Here is a 17,667-nt window from a genome sequence, read left to right as displayed (position 1 = left end):
ACTTAAGTTAATCTTAATTCTTAATAGTTACTCTAACGGCATGTTTATATCACGAAGCGTCAGTGCATGCGGCAGTTCAAAAGTAACGAAGTCATAAACCTGCTGGTAATACCCACCATTATATTCGTCGCCGTATTTAGCGCTCTGTATGGCTATCAACTCGATTTCTTATTGGCTTCAACCCTTTTTCATTTGGAAGGGGATAGTTGGAGCTTAACAAATCATTGGTTCTTTAGTGATGTTATGCACAGTGGGGCGCGCTTTCTGAACAACGTTGTTATAGCAAACGTGCTTGGTTTTTGGCTCTATCAAAAGTTTAGTAGTGAATACACTTATGAGCGAAAAGTGGCACTGACTAAGTTAGTTTTGAGCCTGATATTAAGTTTCGCCATAGTGGCAATTCTCAAACGCGTCTTACCTATGGAATGTCCGTGGGATTTACAATTGTTCGGTGGTGAACAACCGTTTATCGGGCTGTTTGAGAAGCGCCCTGCGGACATTCCTACAACTCAATGCTTCCCAGCAGGACACGCTAGTGTCGGTTACGCCTGGGTAGCACTCTATTTCTATTATCTGCCGGTATCTCCAAAGAAATCTCGCACAGGATTGATGATTGGGCTTTTTCTAGGACTCTTACTTGGCATCGTACAACAAATACGAGGAGCCCATTTTTTCTCGCATGACCTGACGACTCTCTGGTTGTGCTGGTCAATCAGCTGCGCCGTATTTTGGCTCTACCCCAATCGAACCAAACTCCCAACTGATAAGTTTCAGGGACACAACTATGCTTGATTATATTCGTCGATACACATTACCTATCATCACACCTGACCTCAACAAACCTGCGACTAGCTGGCACCCAGTATTATTTGCATTAGTTGCGGCAGCAAGTATGACGCTAATGTTCAACGGACCATTTTTTGCAGCACTGCAAACCAATATACCTGGACAAATTAATCTTCACTTAGTGCTAATACTAGTCGTTTTTCTGCTGAACTTGATGCTTATCCTGATGTTTAGCCATTCTCGATTGCTAAAGCCAGTAGTCTTATTATTATTTATAGCCGGTAGCCTGAGTCTATATTTTAATCAGACTTTTGGAGTTCTGATTAATCAGGAAATGTTACAGAATGCCGTGGAAACTGATCAGGCAGAAGCAAAAGGGTTAATAAGCATTGGTTTCGTCATCCATTTGATGCAATGGAATCTATTTCCACTAATGCTAATCTCGATTGTCAGAATTCAACGTCTGTCTCGACGGGCTTATTTTCAGCACTCTATTGCTGCTTTGGCTATTGTCTGCATAGCGCTTTTGTCCGTTGGCGTAACGCAGTATGCAGAACTTGCTTCTTTTTTCCGTAATTTCAAAAGTGTTAAACATCTAGCTTTACCGGTAAGTCCAGTTATCGCCAGTGTCTCGTTGACTGTCAAGTCTTTAAAAGCGCAGGTTCCGACCGAATTCCATATCCTCGCCACTGATGCAAAGAGAGATGCAACGGTCGGACGCCCAAAGTTGCTCGTACTTGTCGTCGGAGAAACCGCCCGGGCCGATCATTTTCAACTTAATGGATATCCGCGTCCTACCAACCCCTTGCTGAGTAAACTACCTGTCGTAAGCTTCAGCCAAGTTACATCATGTGGAACAGCAACAGCCCATTCTCTACCTTGTATGTTTTCTGCTTTTACTCGAGAAAACTATGATGAAACTCAAGCTAAAAGCAGCAGTAATATATTAGATATCCTTCAAGCCACAGGGGTAGATGTGAGTTGGCATGAAAATAACTCAGGCTGCAAAGGGGTATGCGATAGACTTCGTCATGAATATCTGTATAAGCAAGAAGACCCTCGTTGCAATGAAGGCCAGTGTTTAGACGATCTGTTATTGGATGCCTTGGATAGGGAACTGCAAAACATTGCAGATACCGATAGAATTATTGTTTTGCACCAGTTAGGCAGCCACGGACCTGAGTATTTCAAGCGTAGTAGTTCATCAGACAAAGTATTTAAACCAGAATGCATAGATAAACAACTACAGTTGTGTTCTCGCGATACTATTGTCAACGCATATGATAACAGCATTGTTGCAACAGACCGATTACTGGCAAATATAATCAACAGCCTTCAACAGCAAAAATATTATGATGCATCAATGCTTTATATGTCAGACCATGGTGAGTCACTTGGTGAAAATGGTGTCTATTTACATGGCCTACCTTACTTTATTGCACCAGATGCTCAAACACATATCCCGATGCTCTGGTGGATAAGCAAAGAATATGAAGGCTCATCCGAGTTGGACACCAAGTGTATTGAAAAAGAGCGCAGTTCGCCACTTAGCCATGATAATTTGTTCCATTCTCTGTTAGGAGTATTTTCTGTGAATACAGCTCTCTACGAATCAAAACTTGATATCTTCAAAAGCTGCAAGAAAAGAGTGCGATAAGTTAAGTCCAATAGACAAGGAATATGGACAAGTTCACAGCATAACTTTTAGGCTATTCACAGTTATCCATACTAGCGAATAGCCCTAACTGGCATTCAACGTCCGCTATTGGCACATAAGTAATATTCATAAAGTGCGAATACTACATTAGCTTACTTTACTGCAAAAACCGTAACCAATGTCTTCATTGAGTCACCCGTAATCATAACAAAGTACATCTTGCTCTCCACGTGCTGCCAGAATTCGGCCTCTTGTGCATATTTTTTTGCTTTTTTAGTAGCGACGCTTTCTGGTAACTCGGCTTTAGTTAGCGCAGAACATAACAGCTTTGTGCACAAAGCCTTCCAAGGATGCTTAGGTACTCCGTCTGAAAGCCTTTCCACGAATCTTTCTAGTGCATGACGAGTCACCACGACAGGTCCAATGTTCGGAACATTTATTACCTCATCGATTTCTCTCACAGTAGCATTATCGACGCTGTATTCTTCAAAGGAATATGAGAGCCAATCTTCCCGTTTCTCTACCGAGATCTGTGCTTCCTGGTAACGGGTGAGCAAAAACCTAGTCAGGATGTACAGTGAATGCTGAGTTGAGCGTTGTTTCTGTAACTTTTTGATGGCTCCTTTACTGACTCGGATTTGAAGCCCATTGCCGCTTCGGTTACTGCCCATCACCTCTTTCACTGACAAGAGGTGATGAATAGCATAGAGCTCAGCTGCAATTGGCTTTTGCTGCTCAGGTAGCTTGTCGTATTGCTCACCTAAATTGACCTTTAGCTCGCCACCTCTTCGAATGCCGGTCTTCCAGTAAACCGTAAACTCACCATCAATCTGCTTTGTTAACAGGGTTAATACCATCATGTTTGTTTCTCCTATTGGTTATCTATTTTTCATTCTCCATGTTTTTTCAAATATGCAAGGCGCAAAAAAAGGGGCCGAAGCCCCTTCGATCAGATATGAACTTTAGGAAAGCCCATGGCTCCGTAAACATTCAGCACATCATTCCAATCCCAACTTTTCACGCCAAGTGACGTTGGTATCGGAGGGATCAGAACTTGTGTCAGAATGCCTTTTTGCCAGGCTTTTTTCTTGAGTTCATTCGCTGCATTCAGGCCGGTCTCAGAGAGATCGTGATCTGCCCAGATGTACAGCATTTTCACATTACTTGGTGGTTCAAACCTAGCCAGTAGCGTTGCATTCACAACCGACCAACATGTCTGTCCCGTAGCTCTGGTAACCGCTAAAGCTGTTTCGATGCCTTCAGAAACACCTAATACCTCACCAGGCTCACCTATCGGAATGGCACCACCAGTGATTGTTCTGTCACTTGGTATCGGCATCATCTTTTTAGGCTTTTCAACCGGCGCTTTGAATCCATCTTCACTTAGGTAGATCCGATGAAACGTGGCCGAACGCCCTTGCTGAGTAACGATTTTACCTAGCAGCGCTGGGTAGCTATCGATAAACAAGCCATCTTCATCATGGTAAGGCAAGTTTGGATGATACCTCAGCACCGAATCCCATTCAGGACGAAGCCGGGTAACAATGCCACGACGATGCATGTAGTTCCAAACTGGTTGCGCACGAGTATCTGCAAGAGAAAACGTTTCTCCCCAGGTTTGATTCAAGCGATGGATAATCGCTTTGTCCTCTTCCTGCTTTCTAGCCTTCCAGTCAACAGCGTTACTCGGTATTACCCGAGTTGGTACTTGTCCGGGTTGAATACCTAGAGCTTGACCGATTGCTTCAATAGACTGAGCAAAGTTCCATCCATTAATCCAAGACAACAGTTCAAAGCCATCATGAAAGATCCCGCAGGTGTTACAAACGCCACCTCCGGTATATTCAGCATCTTTGAACAGCCTAAAGCCATCACGACCGCCATGAACAGGACAAGCCACATGACGGCCTTTTCGAGCAATAGCGGCATCAAGTTCTGGCACCAACGCCGCCAGTATTTGAAGCCACTGGCCATTAAGATATGGCCTTACAGTTTCAATTTGTAAAGGTAACGCCATATAACCTCCTTAAGTAAAAAGCCGACTCCTACCACAAGTGATAAAAGTCAGCTCTGGGCCTGCATTGAGCCGTTTGGTTAATGCAGGAACGTTAGTCAAGCTGGATACCATGTCGTCTTAATAGCCACATGATGGAATCACGAAGCACATCAGGATCGACAACCGCAGCCATTGCGCAAACACGAAAGCAAAATGGCGTTAATTCGTCATTTTGAATCCACGACAACACATCCTTGCGCAACCGAGTACTGACACGACCGTCCAGCAATACACGGATCGCATCCAATAGAATGCCTTCGCGTAACTGCCAGATTTCCGTGTCAGACCAAGTAACTGGGGCATCATCAAACTCAAATAGAAATTCGAGCTGTGATGACGTGTGTTGATAGGACTGCTTTTGTGATGAAGGAGAATGGGCAATGCGCCCATTCATTAAAGATAACCGCGTTCGGCAAGCGAAACGCAGCCCTCGGATGCGACCACGACATGGTCAAGCGTTCGAATATCAACAAGTGACAAGGCGTCACGGAGTCGATGAGTGATGCGTTTATCAGCTTCACTGGGTTCAGGATCACCCGATGGATGGTTATGAACCAGTATCACTGCTGCCGCATTAAGCTCAAGCGCTCGTTTTGTTACTTCCCTTGGATACACGCTCGCCGCATCTAAAGTCCCTTTGAACAGCTCTTCAAATCGAATGACACGATGCTTTGTATCAAGAAACAGCACGCCAAAGACTTCGTGCTCATACTCGTGCATCAGTGTTTGCAGGTATGAGAACGCCGACGATGGCTGTTCAATTTTTCGACCTTTACTCAATCGACCACGAGCAAGCTTGAGCGCCATATCTAATATATCCGCTTCGGTCACCTGCTCAGGAACGATGTAAGTACCGGCTTCTTCGCCAGCTAAGAATTTTTTGTTTTTCATAGGAGTCTCCAAAAAAAACGGAGACGAACCCATGCCCAGACGGGGACGGAATCGTCCCCGCAGGGTGGTAAAATGGATGTGGTTACTGAATTAACAGTTGTTGTGTTACTTCGAATAACTCACGCTTTAGATCTTTGACGTCGTTAATCACGATGCTTTGTGGAAAGAATCTCTCAACACTGCGTGTTTGAATCCCGATCCCCAGTAGCTCAAAGCCACTGCGTCTGCACCGGTCAACAATGTCATGCGTGGCAGCCCAATCATCTGGGTCACCATCGGTTAGCACTATCATTAGCTTTCGCTTCTGTTTTTGCGCTAACAAACTGTTTGCCGCAAACCACATCGCTTGTGCCATAGGCGTACAACCTCGTGGTTTTTGGTCAAAACAGGCGGCCCGATGTCGAACCGATTGCTTGGGCAACAACGCGATAGAAACTTCCTGATGAATACCAGGAAAATAACTGACCGCAGGTACAACACCCGGTATGCCTTCCAGTGCCATGGCCAAAGCCAAAGCGGCTTCATTGGCAACATGAAAGTACTTGCGATTCCCCTCGCCTATGGGCTTACCCATTGAACCCGATATATCAACAAGCAAGTGCACAGCAGCATTGGGCGCAATGCGAGGTTGCCTTTGAATAAACAATCTCGACTCACCTGCTTGTGAAGCGGCAAGACGATGGGTTGCAACTCGAAGACCTTGCCGTTTGGCATGATTCCGATTGTCCTGACTGGACTGAACCATGCCCCTAAGTCGGGCTCGAATTTGAGCCGACTCAGACGCCGATAAGGTCAAGATAGCCTCATCACCCAACATAGCCTGCTCTGCTTGAGGCAAAGTGAGTGGTGTGACGCCCTGATGTCCTTCAGCTTGTTCCGACAACACTTCTGCCACTTGGGCAAAGGTATCGGGTTCAAACTGAGCGGCACTGGCCTCTAAGGCTTGTCGCAAATTGTCAGCTTGATCAGAGTTATCTGAATCACCCGTTTCAGCGGCATCCCCCATTGCAGACGAGTCTGCTTCTGGGGTTTGACTGTCACTACTGTTATTGCTGTCATTACTCGTATCTTGTCCAATGTCATTACCGCTATCAGCATCCGACTCATCCTGTGGTGGACGAGATTCTTCTTCCAACATGGCAACGATGGAATCGACAAGTTTTAGCACTTCACCTGTAGACCCTAAGCTAGGCACTGCTGTAAGCATGGCGCTTAACCGGCTCATCGCTGCGGCAGGAAAGAGTTGTCTCACTCTTTCATCAACCGCTTGATACAGAGGTGTCAGCGCTTTCTGACCCAGAAAATGGCATCTCAAGCGGAACAACAACCAGGCTTGCAAGTTAGATGCAGGCTCAAGCTGTTCAGGTACACACATTTGCTGTGTGTCCACCATGTACTCAATCACTTGCGAAATACTGCGCCGGGTTCCGGGGTAATCCTTTGCCAATTCGTTTTCAATGCGCACATCCTCAATAATATTGAGAAGTGCCTTACGGATCGGCTTAGACGACGCCTTCTTCACCATGTCAAAATTGGTATGCCGAATATGCGCCGCTTCATGAGCCAGATAACCCCAAGCTATCTGTTGATAGTGTGGGTCGTCTGGGTTTGCTGTTGGGATCACAATCCGCTCACCATCGGTAAACGCATCTTGTCCTTGAATAAGCACCTTCACACCAAACTTTTCGCCATAAGCGGCGGCAACGATTGGCAGTGCGTTTTTTAATGGATGATTCATGGGAGTCTCCTAATCATTAGGGGGAATACTCCCTCAGCGGGAGCGTTTCCCCGCTGGGAATGTAAGTGTTTAAACCTGTGCTTTTAGCTTATCCAGGTCGTATTTTTGACCTAACCAAGCCACCAATTGAGCTGGACTCTCGTGCTGCTCAAATGACGTTTTAAGCTGGTCTAAACTCAGGATGTCATCCAATGTCAGACCGTACTGGTCTTGTAACTGAGTAGACACCTCGTGTTGATATTGCAGCCAGGCCCGCTCATAAGCGGTTTGCTGCAATGCCATGTTTGGAACAAATACCATGGCCGTTACCCAAACTCCTTGTGCGTCCGCATCTGCGATCAAAACAGGGTTCTTGGGGATCAAGACACTATGTGTTGAGTACGACCGTTGTACTAACGTTCGACAACACGCCACTTCTGGTATCGATTCACTTTCAACCGCATCAGTCACACCACGAAAATGTGCTTCAAACTGGTTCAGTTGGCTGGGGTTATGGATGGTTGATTGCATAATTTCCTCTTACATAGTTCAGAGGACATGCGCCCTTAAGGGCAACATGCCCTCAAGGACGTTAGAAATAAAATGAGTTTGGTACAGTCGAACCAAGGTTTGGTCTGACGGTTGGTTGTGGTATTGCACGTAAGTTATCTGCCTGAGCAGATACTGGCTGTGCGGGTTTAGGTTCAGGTTTGGGCATCAGTTGTCTGATATCCAATTGACCTTCACCGTGCATTCTCATCTTGTCTGGATCAGACAAAATTAAAATGGTCGCCATCAGTTCGTGATAGAGATTGTCTGTCACAGGGCCGGTCTTCGGCAGACGAACAAATAAATTGTCCATCGCTTCAACCATCGGCTGAACTCGATGATCCAGGAAGGACAAACCATCCAACTTGTCTCTTAATCGCTTGAGCGGATTAAGGGCTCGCTGACTGATTTGATTCTTGCCTACAACGGAACGCTCAAACAGTTCATTGGCATCACGAGCCACCTCCCTAAAGAGGGTGTGTCCCATACCATTGACCTTGTCATCTAAGCCTCCAGCTTGTTCAGCCGGTTGCATTCGATAGATGGCATAATCGAACTGAAGCCGTTGTTCAACGTCTTCGATGGGCGATAATGCACTTCGGATTGCATCTGCAAATTCCGGGTGTTTCGCAACCCAGTCAAACGTCACCTGATCATAGTTGTCCAAGAACAACTGCTTACACTGCGCAAACTCCTGACCGATCCGGTCAAGCTCTGGAACAATCTGATCAATTCGGTCTTCAGGGACGGCATAGCCACCTAAAAACCGCACACCGACTTGCTCACACAAGCGCTGCGCTTCTTTCTTAAGCCTTTCAAAGTTCGCCAATGCCTCAGGGTCGCAAATTTTTTTACTCCCTAAGCTGGCAACATCCTTCGGTGGAAGTTGGCTGCCATTGGCTAGTCTGAAATCTTCAGGCCTTAGTTTTTTTCTACCGCTCCAGATGGAACAGTCGATGTGACAAATCAAAAGTTTGTCGAGGGTTTGAATACTCATAGTGCTTCCTCATGCGAGATGGGGACGCACCACTCCCAACAGGAGCAATGGCCCCCATTTGGGTGGTAGTAGTTGACGCGCTAATGGCAACATCACTATCAGAAATAGTAATTTTGCGAATCTGGCGACGATTGGTTGAGATCGATTTTCACAGGCATTAAGTCCAGTGCTTCAGCTATCGGGCGAACCCGCTCTAAATCACTGCCTAGCGACCGCAATACATCTTTTTCCAACTTCAGTTGGTCGGATACTTCTATCCCTTCAGGACTCGCTACTGTGAGCGAACACAGTGGTGGTAATTGACGCTTAAAGGCCAGTAACAGCAACAATGGCCACGGGCCATCATCAGTGTTAACAATGCCAGCGCCTTCACCTGACACCATGCTGATTTGATTGGTTCTAGGTAATCCGCTTTTGCAAAACCCTAATGACCATTCTCCAATCCTGACCTGGTTATCATCAATAACAGCCAAGCCATAGGCTTCAAGCAGCTTTGCCATATCGAACAACGCTTTTTGCGCCAGCGATATTTGGCCATTGACGTCCTTGCGAGTACGAAACTCCCAACTGACGTTATTGGCGCACGCGACACTATCTAGCGCATTTGAGAGTTCAAATGGCCGCCCTTGATGATCAATACCGACGTGTCCAACAAATCGATAACCCTTGTTGATTTTCTCATTGATTCGTCGGTCTGCTTCAGCGTTAGGATCAGTCGAATCAATCAATCGCTGCTGCGATAATTGACCGGCTTTTCCAAACCGAACTTCAATCTCCTTGGTATCTGATCCAACGTAAATGGCCCATTCTTTGGCTGTCCCATCAGAATGACTGTAACGGTAAAGAGCAAAGCACTTTTCCATCATCAATCCTCCCAATGGTCACCGAAGACATCAGCGGCAATACGGTGAATGGCTTCTCGTTGCTCCAACTCAGCACGAGCCGTCAAAGACCGAACCAGTGCATACTCCACTGCGTTAGGAGCGCCTTTAAAAGCAAGTGTTAACTTTGCCCAGCGCACCAAGGTCCTAGTGGACATGGTGATACTAAGCTCCGCACCGCCATCCGCGCCCCCAATAAAAAGACGACGAATGTCACCAGCCACCTTCACCATTTTTTGGCGAAAGACTTCTGGCAAGCCCGGCGCAACATTCTCCAGAATGGCTTCCTCTACAGATGGCTCTGCATAGGTCGCTTCAATGATTCTAAAGCGATCAAGGAAAGCCAAATTCTGTTGAAGCACGCCTTGATACAAGCCCGTTTGATCACCGCTGCCCGCACTGTTGCCGGTTGCGATAAAACGAAACTTGTTATGTGGCATGATGATCTCACCGCCATTTTGTGCGATGACCAACGGGGCACCTTCCAAAATGTCATTGAGCCCAGCCAGTTCAGCAGGCTCAGCAAGATCCATTTCATTAATGATCAGCAAATGGCCATGCTTTACAGCCAGTGCCAGCGGTCCATACACAAAGGTCATGTTGCCATTAACCAGCGTGTGGTGACCGATAAGATCGGACAACTCCAATCGACCGTGCGCAGTAATTTGCTGAACAGGCCAATTCAATCGAGAAGCAACTTGGCAAATTAGCGAGGTCTTCCCGCATCCAGTTGGGCCTGTAATATACAAACCGTCACCGTCTGGGTTAGACAAGAACGCCAATACGTCACGTAAGTCTTCTTTTCTAAAGACATACTCGTCCTTGCGAACGGGAATGTTTGGATGGGTAGTGTCGGCACTAAATCCTTCCAGAACGAAAGCATCAGGAGCCGGGACATTAAACGCTTGATTCACTTGAACCAAAAATGGGGATTGTTCAGTCATGGTAAACCTCATCAGTTTTGACGAGGCCCCATGCCCCAACAGGGAATGAAGGCCCCGCCGGGTGGTGTGTTGATTGTGGTATGGCTGTGTATGTAAGAGTTCAGCTCGCTCTATCATTCGTACCCAGCATTGGCTACGAGTGAAACTGCTTTCTGATGCACTCGATGTAAGCGCATGAGAAAGGAGCCGAAATCGGCTCCAAGTGAACGTTAAAAGTAAAATGAGCTCGGCGAGTCACCTGGCAGAACCAAGTTATCTTGCTCAAGACTGATTTTGATTGGTGTTTCAACGGGCTGCTCTGGCTTATTGGTGCTAATGCGCAACCGCTCTTGTGGCGCTTTTCGGTAAGCGGCTAAAACCTGTTCATCCAGCTCGCCTAACTTATCGGTGGCCAATTGCTTATAGTCCACCGTGCCCGCCATCATGTAGCGGCTGAGTTTGACCCCAGCATAGTCGGCATGAGCGTAGTTACCCATCATGGCGACCAATTTTGACTGGGCGTCTCGCATTTCCTCTTTCAAAGATTTAATGTGATTTTCCAGTCGGACCACTTCGGCATGTGCTGAGCAATACTGTCGAGACAGCGATGTCCAACGGTATTGGGCTTCACCCTTGGGAACAAAACAATCTTGCTCAGGGCATTTTGACGGTTCTTTTTTGGTCTGTACTAACTCCCAAAACTGAAGCGCTGTTTCTTGCAACTCAGTTAAGAACGCCGCGTCTCGTTGTATTTCAAACTCAATCAGTTGATCCTCAAAATAGAAAACCAACCAACCTCGCGTGCTATTGGCGACCAGTATTTGATGCTGTACTTGCACCCAATACAACTGGTACGCCTCGCTTTGTTCTCGGTGAGCTTGCACATCCTCAAAAACTGACTGGCAAGGACATTTCAGTTCAACAGGTTCGCCCGCATCGTTGATGCCATCAAAGCTGGCTCGAAAGATTGCGTTATGATCGGCTTCTGCACATAACGGCAGAAGAAAGTCATTATGCGCATTCTCAAATGCTCGCCTTGCTTGAGGCTCCAACCTTATACCGCGAAGCACATTTGGATTATTCGACAGGTCTTCCGGTAATACGAATCCGGTTTTTTCTGCCCATAATCGCCAAGGTGTTTTGTAGGGTGAACGCCCCATAATAATTGGGGCTTCAGATGCCGTAACCCCTGCAATGCGCCACTGGTGCCATGCAGGAGTACGCTGTGATAGGTCGATAACCTTCATATTGCCTCCTTTGAGGGGAGACTCCCCCGAAGGAGAGAACTCCCCTTCAGGGTTAAGTGGTTACTTTGCAGCTTGTGCTAACGCTGTTTGGTGCTGAACAACACTTGCTTGAACCGAATCAATTGCCGCTTTACCGGCTTGAATCGAACCTACGACAAGGGCAACAACCAATACCAAGCGAAAAAGTGAGGCTGATTTAGTCATGGAAGATCTCCAAAAAAAAGACGAGACCTTCCCCCTGACGGGAGAATAATCCCGCCAGGGTTCGTAAAATGAATGCGTGGCGCTAAGAAGCTAAAGGCTGTGTGAGCGCTTTGGCTGCTTGTTGCTGTGCATTAAATATTTCTTGTTTCGCAAACGTCAGTTCAACACCTTGAAAATGTTCATTGGCATATTCCAATGCACTATTCCAAGCGTTTGAAGCTTCCGCCCGCTCGATAAGCTTGTAAACAAGCCCTCGGGTTCGATCATCAACTTGCTCGGGTGGAATCACAGATGGCTCAACAACGTGTGTTGCTTGGCCTTCGATGATTCGCTCCGCTTCGTCTTGATCGAAAATTCCCACAAAGCCAAACGCAATGCGGGAACACTGGATCATGGATTTATGCCTTAGCATTCGCTTAGTGTGCGTCTGCCATGGACCATCCACACGGTAAGGGCCATTTTTGCCGTTACCTTCAAAAGGCGGTCGATAGACTTCATCCAGGTACTCAGTGATTTTGACTGGGTGTGAACGGTCGCGCCGATAGATAATGCATTCCATCCATTCCGGGCATTCTTTCGCGCCATCCAGTGAGACTTTGGTTTCTGAAGTCTTGAACTCCATGCCATCAAACTGGTCGTGTTGATTTATGATGCGAGACCATCCATCGACACCTACCACTGGAATGATTCCAGCTTGTTTATCAGGGAACGCAAAAATCTCTTTGGTGAAAGGGTTCAAGCCGTACTGATCTGCAACCACCAAGAGCGCCATCATCTGCTCATTGGTCGGTGCACTACCGTCACGTTGCTTGAATGCTGTTGCTTTTAGGGTATCGAACAGTTTGTTTGGATCGACACTAAAGCGCTCAGCAAAGCGTTGGATTAGCTTTGGTTTTTCCATTGTGGACTCCGACAATCAAAGTGGGAGTCTGCCCCTGACGGGAAAGTACTCCCGGCTGGGTTAAAGCATTTTTGCTCGGTTAAAAATCTGGTTCAGGATAAGTTTGTGCCCAATTAGCTTGGGAGCTCGCATCATCCGCCGGTGATGGCTCAGATGCTTTATTCACACTATCAAGAAGCAGAAACTCGTCCGCGTCCACTTCGGTCAATCGATGCTTAATGCCATCTTTCTCCCATGAGCGCGTGCGCTGAGGCCCTTGAACAAAAAGCTTCGCTCCTTTTTGGATTAAATCTTTTGCCCTTAGCCCTAACTTAAATCCACCACGATCTCGAAAAACGACCCGATGCCATTCCGTATGCTCTTTGAGCTCATTGGATTGCCGGTCGCGCCATTTCTCAGAAGTGGCCAGCGAAATGCTGGTCACCAAATCACCTGATGGATAGGCTCGCGTCTCTGGCTCAGAGCCAACGTAGCCTATGAGTGTTACTTGGTTTTTCATGATGTTCTCCTTGTCTTAGTTGAACTCTGTGCACACAGTCGCTTCTGCCCGGCTGGGCAAAGAAGACTGACGACGCAGATAGGTTGGTATTTCGAGTAAAGCCATGTCGTACGGATGTGGCTCTTTGTAAAACGCAGATGTCAAACGGGGCATACCAGGAGCTTTAGGCACTGCCATTGGACGACGTTTTAGTGTTGGTGTGAGCAATCGCTTAATTTGAGTAAGTACAAATCGAAACGGACGCACGCTTTGACGAGCAAGCAATCGCAAAAGCGACCAGCTCAGTTTTGCAAGCAACATAATGCCTGCGATTTGGATAATAAATCCGAAGATATATTCCATTGGTGACTCCTTATGTTGGTTTTGAAGGAGTCACCCCCAACTGGGGAAAACTCCCCCAGTTGGGTGGTGAAAAGGCGAACCGTAAGGAACGCATGGTTGAGCATGTAAACATGCAGGCTATTTGTTTAAGGAGGCTAGCTACCTCTTAGTACCACTGAGAATACTCAGCGGCGGGCTTCCTTTGAGCTCATGCTCTCAGGCGCAGATATCACTGAAACAGATCAGCAATATTTGATAGTCAGTGTAACCGTCTTATCCAGACAGGGTAGTTAGAAAGATGCTCAATTCTTCCACTTAGCTGAAAGGCCATTACCTCACAGAGGATTAGTCTAGGGACTGATTATTGTCATATCAGGAGCAAACCTATGGCCCAAGCAAAACCCAATTACTCAAAACCCATCTTTGAACAATCATTCACAATTAACAGCTTACAGGCGCAACGTGTCGTTGACCGTGTTTTTAGGCGCACGGTCAGTGCGCTTTACGGAATCGATGTCATCCTACGCATCATTGGCGATGAGAACGAAATTGATGAAGTGGAACAGATCATTAGCCAGTTGATCGAGGATTGCGCTAAGGCGGTAGACAAAGAACAAGCTCGTTTGGACAAACTGATGGAGTCCAACGGCATCGATGAAGTACCTGACTACACCGACCCGATTACCTTCAACGCCAAAATCAGCTCGCCTCAGGTTGGTCAGTTTGTCGGCTTAGTTCGCAAACTCGATGCGTTGATGATCTCAATGGACACACTCTGGTTGTCCAGCGTGCTTAGCAACAAGCAACGTGTTGATGGCAACTACGCATGGCAACAGCGCATCATCAAACTGGCTCGACGCATAATTGATATCGAAATTCGAGCACGAAAATCAGCCCAAGTTAAGGGTAAAGAAGCAGAAGTTGAGCAAGCGGTGCCTTCAACCGATGACGATATCACTGAAGAGGAAACAGATAACCCCGCCAACTAGCCAACTAGGCTCCCATCAACCAGCCCCTCTCGAAGGGGCTCTTCATCTTGCAGTATTTTCTATCAAAATCATTAAAATGAATTTAACTGTCATTTTTGGCCAATTTACATGAATAGAACTAATTTTCTCGTTACCTTCTTAATAGCGTTGTTCGCTATCCCTGCATTTGCAGAACACCCAACATCGTTCAGCCAGGCAAAACGATTTGCCCGAGAAATTTACCAAGACAACCAGAGTACGTTTTACTGTGGATGTAGCTATAACAATGATGGTGCGATTGATGCTGCATCTTGCGGATATGAACCAAGGAAGCAACCGAAACGAGGAGAACGCTTAGAGTGGGAGCACGTTGTCTCAGCTTGGGAAATTGGCCATCAACGCCAATGCTGGCAAAATGGTGGTCGTCGGAACTGTGAAAAGAATGATCCTGAGTTTTCTAAAATGGTTTCAGATCTCCATAACCTCGTACCATCTGTAGGAGAGCTCAATGGGGATAGGTCAAATTTTCGATTTGGCATGATTCCGAACGAACCAAGATCCTATGGTCAATGTGATTTCGAAGTTAATTTCAAAGACCGTCGAGCAGAACCACCAGCTAACCGTCAGGGTGATATTGCTAGAATCTATTTCTACATGCGAGATCAATACGGCCTAAGACTAAGCAGGCAACAAACTCAGCTATTTGAAGCTTGGTCAAGAATGGACCCTGTTGACGAATGGGAAAAAATACGTGATTTGAAGATTAGAAGTGTACAAGGAAACAGTAATTGCCATGTTACACAAAGTTGTTAATCAGCCTGTGGATGTAAAAAATAGACATATAGTTGACTAATGGTGTACTTGGGAACGGCAATGACTGTAGTATGGTTATCATAATGAAACATTTTATGCAACGGAGTTGTTGATGGCTGAAACCGAAAATATTGGCAAGATGGCGGAATTAGTATCTGAACAGTTACTATCAGTATTCAAGTGGGAAACTGTAAAGTTATACAATACAAATTTCGACTGTAGTAAACCTAACGAACATTCTAGCTCTAAGAGTGCGGATAACCATACTCATCCAGTAGATGTGGTTTTCCATTATCTTGATCCATATACGAATAAAAGAGTTCTTTTTAACACCGATTTAAAAAGTTACAAAGAAGGATCAATAAGTGAGAAAAATGTTCGAACAGCTCTTCAGTCATTAGCAAAAACAATCGAATGTGCAAGGCTAAGCAAGGAATGGAGAGGTCGCTATGCTAATTTTGAGGAGCCAACTGAGATTAGAGCACTACTATTCACTTATAATCACGATGGAAAATTCGATAGAGAGTTTTACGAACGATTTTTCATCAAGACTAAAAACGATCCTACAACCAAGAGAGTCATAAACACAAGCAATATTGGTCTAAAACGAGATCAAATGATTCATATAATCGAACCTTCGCAAATTAATTATCTGAATACAATAGTTGCCGATTTAAATTACCTCGCTTCAAAGCAGAAATTCCCTCACTTATACGAACAAAAGCATTGGTTCCATTATCCAGAACTATTTTTGCACAAAACTCACTTCGACAAATATCTTCGCCCTGCAACAATAGAGCTTTTATCCTCACCTTTTCTAATAATCGGGTATGAAAGTGTGTCAAATCCTAAAGATGGAAGCATAGTCGAACAGCAAGGCCATATAATTTATTACAACGGAAAAGGTGAAACACAAGAAGAATTCATCTACTTACTCGATACTATATCTAAAAATCAGATGCTTGATAGTTCTCAACCTATAAAAATAAGATGCGCAGCAAGTGAAAAACATAAGGATATAGTAAGTAATTTCAAAAACGCAATTTCTACTTATGCAGCTGCATGGGGATATGACACATACAAAAAACAACGACTAAAGGAAATTGAATCACAGTTCGAGACAATAACTCAAACGAAGGAATTATTGACTGACATAAATGTAGGTTGGAGAGAGTAATGAAAGGAAGTTTATACAGCGTTAGTGATAAGGCCATGTTTGATGCAATTAATCAGTCAAAAGTAACAAATAGTGAGCTAAAGGATATATTCCTGAGTAGAGGAATTATTGTATCTCATGAGACGAAAAGGGAAAAACTAGCTAGGTACTTTTCTTTATTTCCGCATTCTTACCAAGATTACAAAAGACTTGCTGACATACTGGGCGCAAATACACGAAGAGAAAAAAACACCAGTACTACAGTAAATAGAATTGTAGACAAAGACATCATAGAAACTGTTGCGGCTGGACTTGTAAGTGACCTTGAACATTTCGGCGCAACCTGCACTATTGAAGAGTCAGAAATGAATTCAATAAGTATTAAGGTAGAGTATAGAGAATTTAACTACAGCAATTCAGAATTCAAACAAATATCAAATAAAGAAGCAGTAATCTCAATAGAAATAAATGAAGAAAATTTGATTATACGTCACCCACAAAATAAGACTGTTGAAGAATGGAAGTCTCTTTACATATCAAAACTAGAATCCGAGCTTGAAGAGGAAGTTGAAACAACAAATATAAACTTGTCGAATACAACCGATCATGAGGTGGTTACAAGATTCTTCAACGAGCTAATAAATGGCATTGACGGATACAAGTTATATGATGTCACCGATGTTTATGTTTACCACCCCGAAGAAAAACATCTTGATGAAGATGAAGATGAAGATGAAGATGAAAACGATTTTGAAAACCTCGAGTTAGGAACGCACATTTCAAAGGCTTCTCTAAAAGGTCAAAATGTTTTACGTTCCGAGGAATTACTACAACTATACAAAAAAGGATTTTATATATCTAAAATTGTTTGGCGATCAAAGTCAGAAAAACTAGATGATGAATTGTACGAGTTTGAAGCTCAATTTTCCGATGCTGAAAACAAAGATTATTTTTCTTATTTAGTTAAAGGGTTCTACTCCTATAAAGGTTCAGGCGAATACGTAAAAGGTAGGAAATCATTAACGTCTATTCAAGAGCGTGAACTCACAAAAAAAGTGGAAACTGCTGCACATAATTCACTTAAAAAGGTAATGGAGTAGC

At 45.1% G+C, this 17,667-nt stretch carries 20 protein-coding genes; 6 read left to right on the top strand and 14 right to left on the bottom strand.

The window, feature by feature from the left end:
* The first annotated feature begins 66 nt into the window (after positions 1-66).
* Positions 67-792: a phosphatase PAP2 family protein gene (locus tag M0M83_RS03475; RefSeq protein ID WP_248467618.1), complete on the top strand. Its 726-nt coding sequence runs from the start codon at positions 67-69 to the stop codon at positions 790-792.
* Positions 785-2,443, top strand: a complete 1,659-nt coding sequence (locus tag M0M83_RS03470; protein WP_248467616.1) for a phosphoethanolamine transferase — start codon at positions 785-787, stop codon at positions 2,441-2,443. Before M0M83_RS03475 ends, M0M83_RS03470 begins: the two co-directional genes overlap by 8 nt.
* A gap of 152 nt (positions 2,444-2,595) precedes the next feature.
* Here M0M83_RS03470 and M0M83_RS03465 read toward each other — a convergent pair whose 3' ends face one another.
* The 14 genes from M0M83_RS03465 to M0M83_RS03400 all read right to left on the bottom strand — a co-directional run bounded on the left by M0M83_RS03465 (position 2,596) and on the right by M0M83_RS03400 (position 13,650).
* On the bottom strand, positions 2,596-3,303 hold the full coding sequence (locus M0M83_RS03465; RefSeq protein WP_248467614.1) for a hypothetical protein: 708 nt from the start codon (positions 3,301-3,303) through the stop codon (positions 2,596-2,598).
* Between the two features lie 89 nt (positions 3,304-3,392).
* Complete coding sequence (locus M0M83_RS03460) at positions 3,393-4,460, bottom strand: DUF7146 domain-containing protein (RefSeq protein WP_077671787.1); 1,068 nt, start codon at positions 4,458-4,460, stop codon at positions 3,393-3,395.
* Between the two features lie 91 nt (positions 4,461-4,551).
* The gene (locus tag M0M83_RS03455; RefSeq protein WP_001959197.1) at positions 4,552-4,893 is read right to left on the bottom strand and encodes a hypothetical protein; all 342 of its coding nucleotides are present in this window, start codon (positions 4,891-4,893) and stop codon (positions 4,552-4,554) included.
* Entirely contained in the window at positions 4,893-5,390 is a 498-nt protein-coding gene (gene radC, locus M0M83_RS03450; protein ID WP_000791199.1) for a RadC family protein, read from the bottom strand. The genes M0M83_RS03455 and radC overlap by 1 nt, the downstream gene beginning before the upstream one ends.
* Positions 5,391-5,472: 82 nt before the next feature.
* A complete protein-coding gene (locus M0M83_RS03445; protein ID WP_248467612.1) occupies positions 5,473-7,128 on the bottom strand; it encodes a VWA domain-containing protein in 1,656 nt (551 codons plus the stop codon).
* Between the two features lie 69 nt (positions 7,129-7,197).
* Positions 7,198-7,638, bottom strand: coding sequence for a hypothetical protein (locus M0M83_RS03440; RefSeq protein WP_022614431.1), 441 nt, complete (start codon positions 7,636-7,638; stop codon positions 7,198-7,200).
* Positions 7,639-7,699: 61 nt separating this feature from the next.
* Positions 7,700-8,653, bottom strand: coding sequence for a DUF3150 domain-containing protein (locus tag M0M83_RS03435; RefSeq protein ID WP_110076556.1), 954 nt, complete (start codon positions 8,651-8,653; stop codon positions 7,700-7,702).
* 98 nt (positions 8,654-8,751) lie between these two features.
* A complete protein-coding gene (locus M0M83_RS03430) occupies positions 8,752-9,519 on the bottom strand; it encodes a hypothetical protein (protein WP_110076555.1) in 768 nt (255 codons plus the stop codon).
* Complete coding sequence (locus M0M83_RS03425) at positions 9,519-10,478, bottom strand: AAA family ATPase (RefSeq protein ID WP_007104990.1); 960 nt, start codon at positions 10,476-10,478, stop codon at positions 9,519-9,521. Before M0M83_RS03425 ends, M0M83_RS03430 begins: the two co-directional genes overlap by 1 nt.
* A 209-nt stretch (positions 10,479-10,687) precedes the next feature.
* The gene (locus tag M0M83_RS03420; RefSeq protein WP_067206279.1) at positions 10,688-11,704 is read right to left on the bottom strand and encodes a YqaJ viral recombinase family protein; all 1,017 of its coding nucleotides are present in this window, start codon (positions 11,702-11,704) and stop codon (positions 10,688-10,690) included.
* 60 nt (positions 11,705-11,764) lie between these two features.
* On the bottom strand, positions 11,765-11,908 hold the full coding sequence (locus tag M0M83_RS03415) for a hypothetical protein (RefSeq protein ID WP_000167275.1): 144 nt from the start codon (positions 11,906-11,908) through the stop codon (positions 11,765-11,767).
* Positions 11,909-11,990: 82 nt separating this feature from the next.
* Positions 11,991-12,809, bottom strand: coding sequence for a phage recombination protein Bet (gene bet / locus M0M83_RS03410; protein ID WP_014703121.1), 819 nt, complete (start codon positions 12,807-12,809; stop codon positions 11,991-11,993).
* Positions 12,810-12,888: 79 nt separating this feature from the next.
* Positions 12,889-13,308 carry a single-stranded DNA-binding protein gene (locus tag M0M83_RS03405; RefSeq protein WP_012368368.1) on the bottom strand — a complete coding sequence of 140 codons (420 nt, stop codon included), beginning with the start codon at positions 13,306-13,308 and terminating at the stop codon, positions 12,889-12,891.
* Between the two features lie 15 nt (positions 13,309-13,323).
* Positions 13,324-13,650, bottom strand: a complete 327-nt coding sequence (locus tag M0M83_RS03400) for a plasmid-related protein (protein ID WP_110076553.1) — start codon at positions 13,648-13,650, stop codon at positions 13,324-13,326.
* Positions 13,651-14,015: 365 nt separating this feature from the next.
* Between M0M83_RS03400 and M0M83_RS03395 the strand changes: the two genes are divergently transcribed.
* The 4 genes from M0M83_RS03395 to M0M83_RS03380 all read left to right on the top strand — a co-directional run bounded on the left by M0M83_RS03395 (position 14,016) and on the right by M0M83_RS03380 (position 17,666).
* Entirely contained in the window at positions 14,016-14,618 is a 603-nt protein-coding gene (locus tag M0M83_RS03395) for a hypothetical protein (RefSeq protein WP_110076552.1), read from the top strand.
* A 108-nt stretch (positions 14,619-14,726) separates the two neighbouring features.
* Positions 14,727-15,410 (top strand): endonuclease, encoded by a 684-nt coding sequence (locus M0M83_RS03390; RefSeq protein WP_110076551.1) that lies wholly within the window; start codon positions 14,727-14,729, stop codon positions 15,408-15,410.
* 112 nt (positions 15,411-15,522) lie between these two features.
* Positions 15,523-16,587: a hypothetical protein gene (locus tag M0M83_RS03385; protein WP_000852158.1), complete on the top strand. Its 1,065-nt coding sequence runs from the start codon at positions 15,523-15,525 to the stop codon at positions 16,585-16,587.
* A complete protein-coding gene (locus tag M0M83_RS03380; RefSeq protein ID WP_197386153.1) occupies positions 16,587-17,666 on the top strand; it encodes a hypothetical protein in 1,080 nt (359 codons plus the stop codon). The genes M0M83_RS03385 and M0M83_RS03380 overlap by 1 nt, the downstream gene beginning before the upstream one ends.
* The last annotated feature ends 1 nt before the right edge of the window (position 17,667 follow it).

This window comes from Providencia rettgeri (assembly GCF_023205015.1).
Taxonomy (GTDB): Bacteria; Pseudomonadota; Gammaproteobacteria; order Enterobacterales; family Enterobacteriaceae; genus Providencia; species Providencia rettgeri_E.
Note: the sequence above shows the minus strand (reverse complement) of the source record. Positions and strands in the feature narration are given on the sequence as shown.

Bases quoted from the DNA above. Each gene is read 5' to 3' on its own strand.
- M0M83_RS03400 (WP_110076553.1), bottom strand. From the start codon at position 13,650: ATGGAATATATCTTCGGATTTATTATCCAAATCGCAGGCATTATGTTG.
- M0M83_RS03425 (WP_007104990.1), bottom strand. From the start codon at position 10,478: ATGACTGAACAATCCCCATTTTTGGTTCAAGTGAATCAAGCGTTTAAT.
- M0M83_RS03385 (WP_000852158.1), top strand. From the start codon at position 15,523: ATGGCTGAAACCGAAAATATTGGCAAGATGGCGGAATTAGTATCTGAA.
- M0M83_RS03460 (WP_077671787.1), bottom strand. From the start codon at position 4,460: ATGGCGTTACCTTTACAAATTGAAACTGTAAGGCCATATCTTAATGGC.
- M0M83_RS03455 (WP_001959197.1), bottom strand. From the start codon at position 4,893: ATGAATGGGCGCATTGCCCATTCTCCTTCATCACAAAAGCAGTCCTAT.
- M0M83_RS03470 (WP_248467616.1), top strand. From the start codon at position 785: ATGCTTGATTATATTCGTCGATACACATTACCTATCATCACACCTGAC.
- M0M83_RS03405 (WP_012368368.1), bottom strand. From the start codon at position 13,308: ATGAAAAACCAAGTAACACTCATAGGCTACGTTGGCTCTGAGCCAGAG.
- bet (WP_014703121.1), bottom strand. From the start codon at position 12,809: ATGGAAAAACCAAAGCTAATCCAACGCTTTGCTGAGCGCTTTAGTGTC.
- M0M83_RS03475 (WP_248467618.1), top strand. From the start codon at position 67: ATGCGGCAGTTCAAAAGTAACGAAGTCATAAACCTGCTGGTAATACCC.
- M0M83_RS03390 (WP_110076551.1), top strand. From the start codon at position 14,727: ATGAATAGAACTAATTTTCTCGTTACCTTCTTAATAGCGTTGTTCGCT.
- M0M83_RS03420 (WP_067206279.1), bottom strand. From the start codon at position 11,704: ATGAAGGTTATCGACCTATCACAGCGTACTCCTGCATGGCACCAGTGG.
- M0M83_RS03380 (WP_197386153.1), top strand. From the start codon at position 16,587: ATGAAAGGAAGTTTATACAGCGTTAGTGATAAGGCCATGTTTGATGCA.
- M0M83_RS03440 (WP_022614431.1), bottom strand. From the start codon at position 7,638: ATGCAATCAACCATCCATAACCCCAGCCAACTGAACCAGTTTGAAGCA.
- M0M83_RS03430 (WP_110076555.1), bottom strand. From the start codon at position 9,519: ATGATGGAAAAGTGCTTTGCTCTTTACCGTTACAGTCATTCTGATGGG.
- radC (WP_000791199.1), bottom strand. From the start codon at position 5,390: ATGAAAAACAAAAAATTCTTAGCTGGCGAAGAAGCCGGTACTTACATC.
- M0M83_RS03465 (WP_248467614.1), bottom strand. From the start codon at position 3,303: ATGATGGTATTAACCCTGTTAACAAAGCAGATTGATGGTGAGTTTACG.
- M0M83_RS03415 (WP_000167275.1), bottom strand. From the start codon at position 11,908: ATGACTAAATCAGCCTCACTTTTTCGCTTGGTATTGGTTGTTGCCCTT.
- M0M83_RS03445 (WP_248467612.1), bottom strand. From the start codon at position 7,128: ATGAATCATCCATTAAAAAACGCACTGCCAATCGTTGCCGCCGCTTAT.
- M0M83_RS03395 (WP_110076552.1), top strand. From the start codon at position 14,016: ATGGCCCAAGCAAAACCCAATTACTCAAAACCCATCTTTGAACAATCA.
- M0M83_RS03435 (WP_110076556.1), bottom strand. From the start codon at position 8,653: ATGAGTATTCAAACCCTCGACAAACTTTTGATTTGTCACATCGACTGT.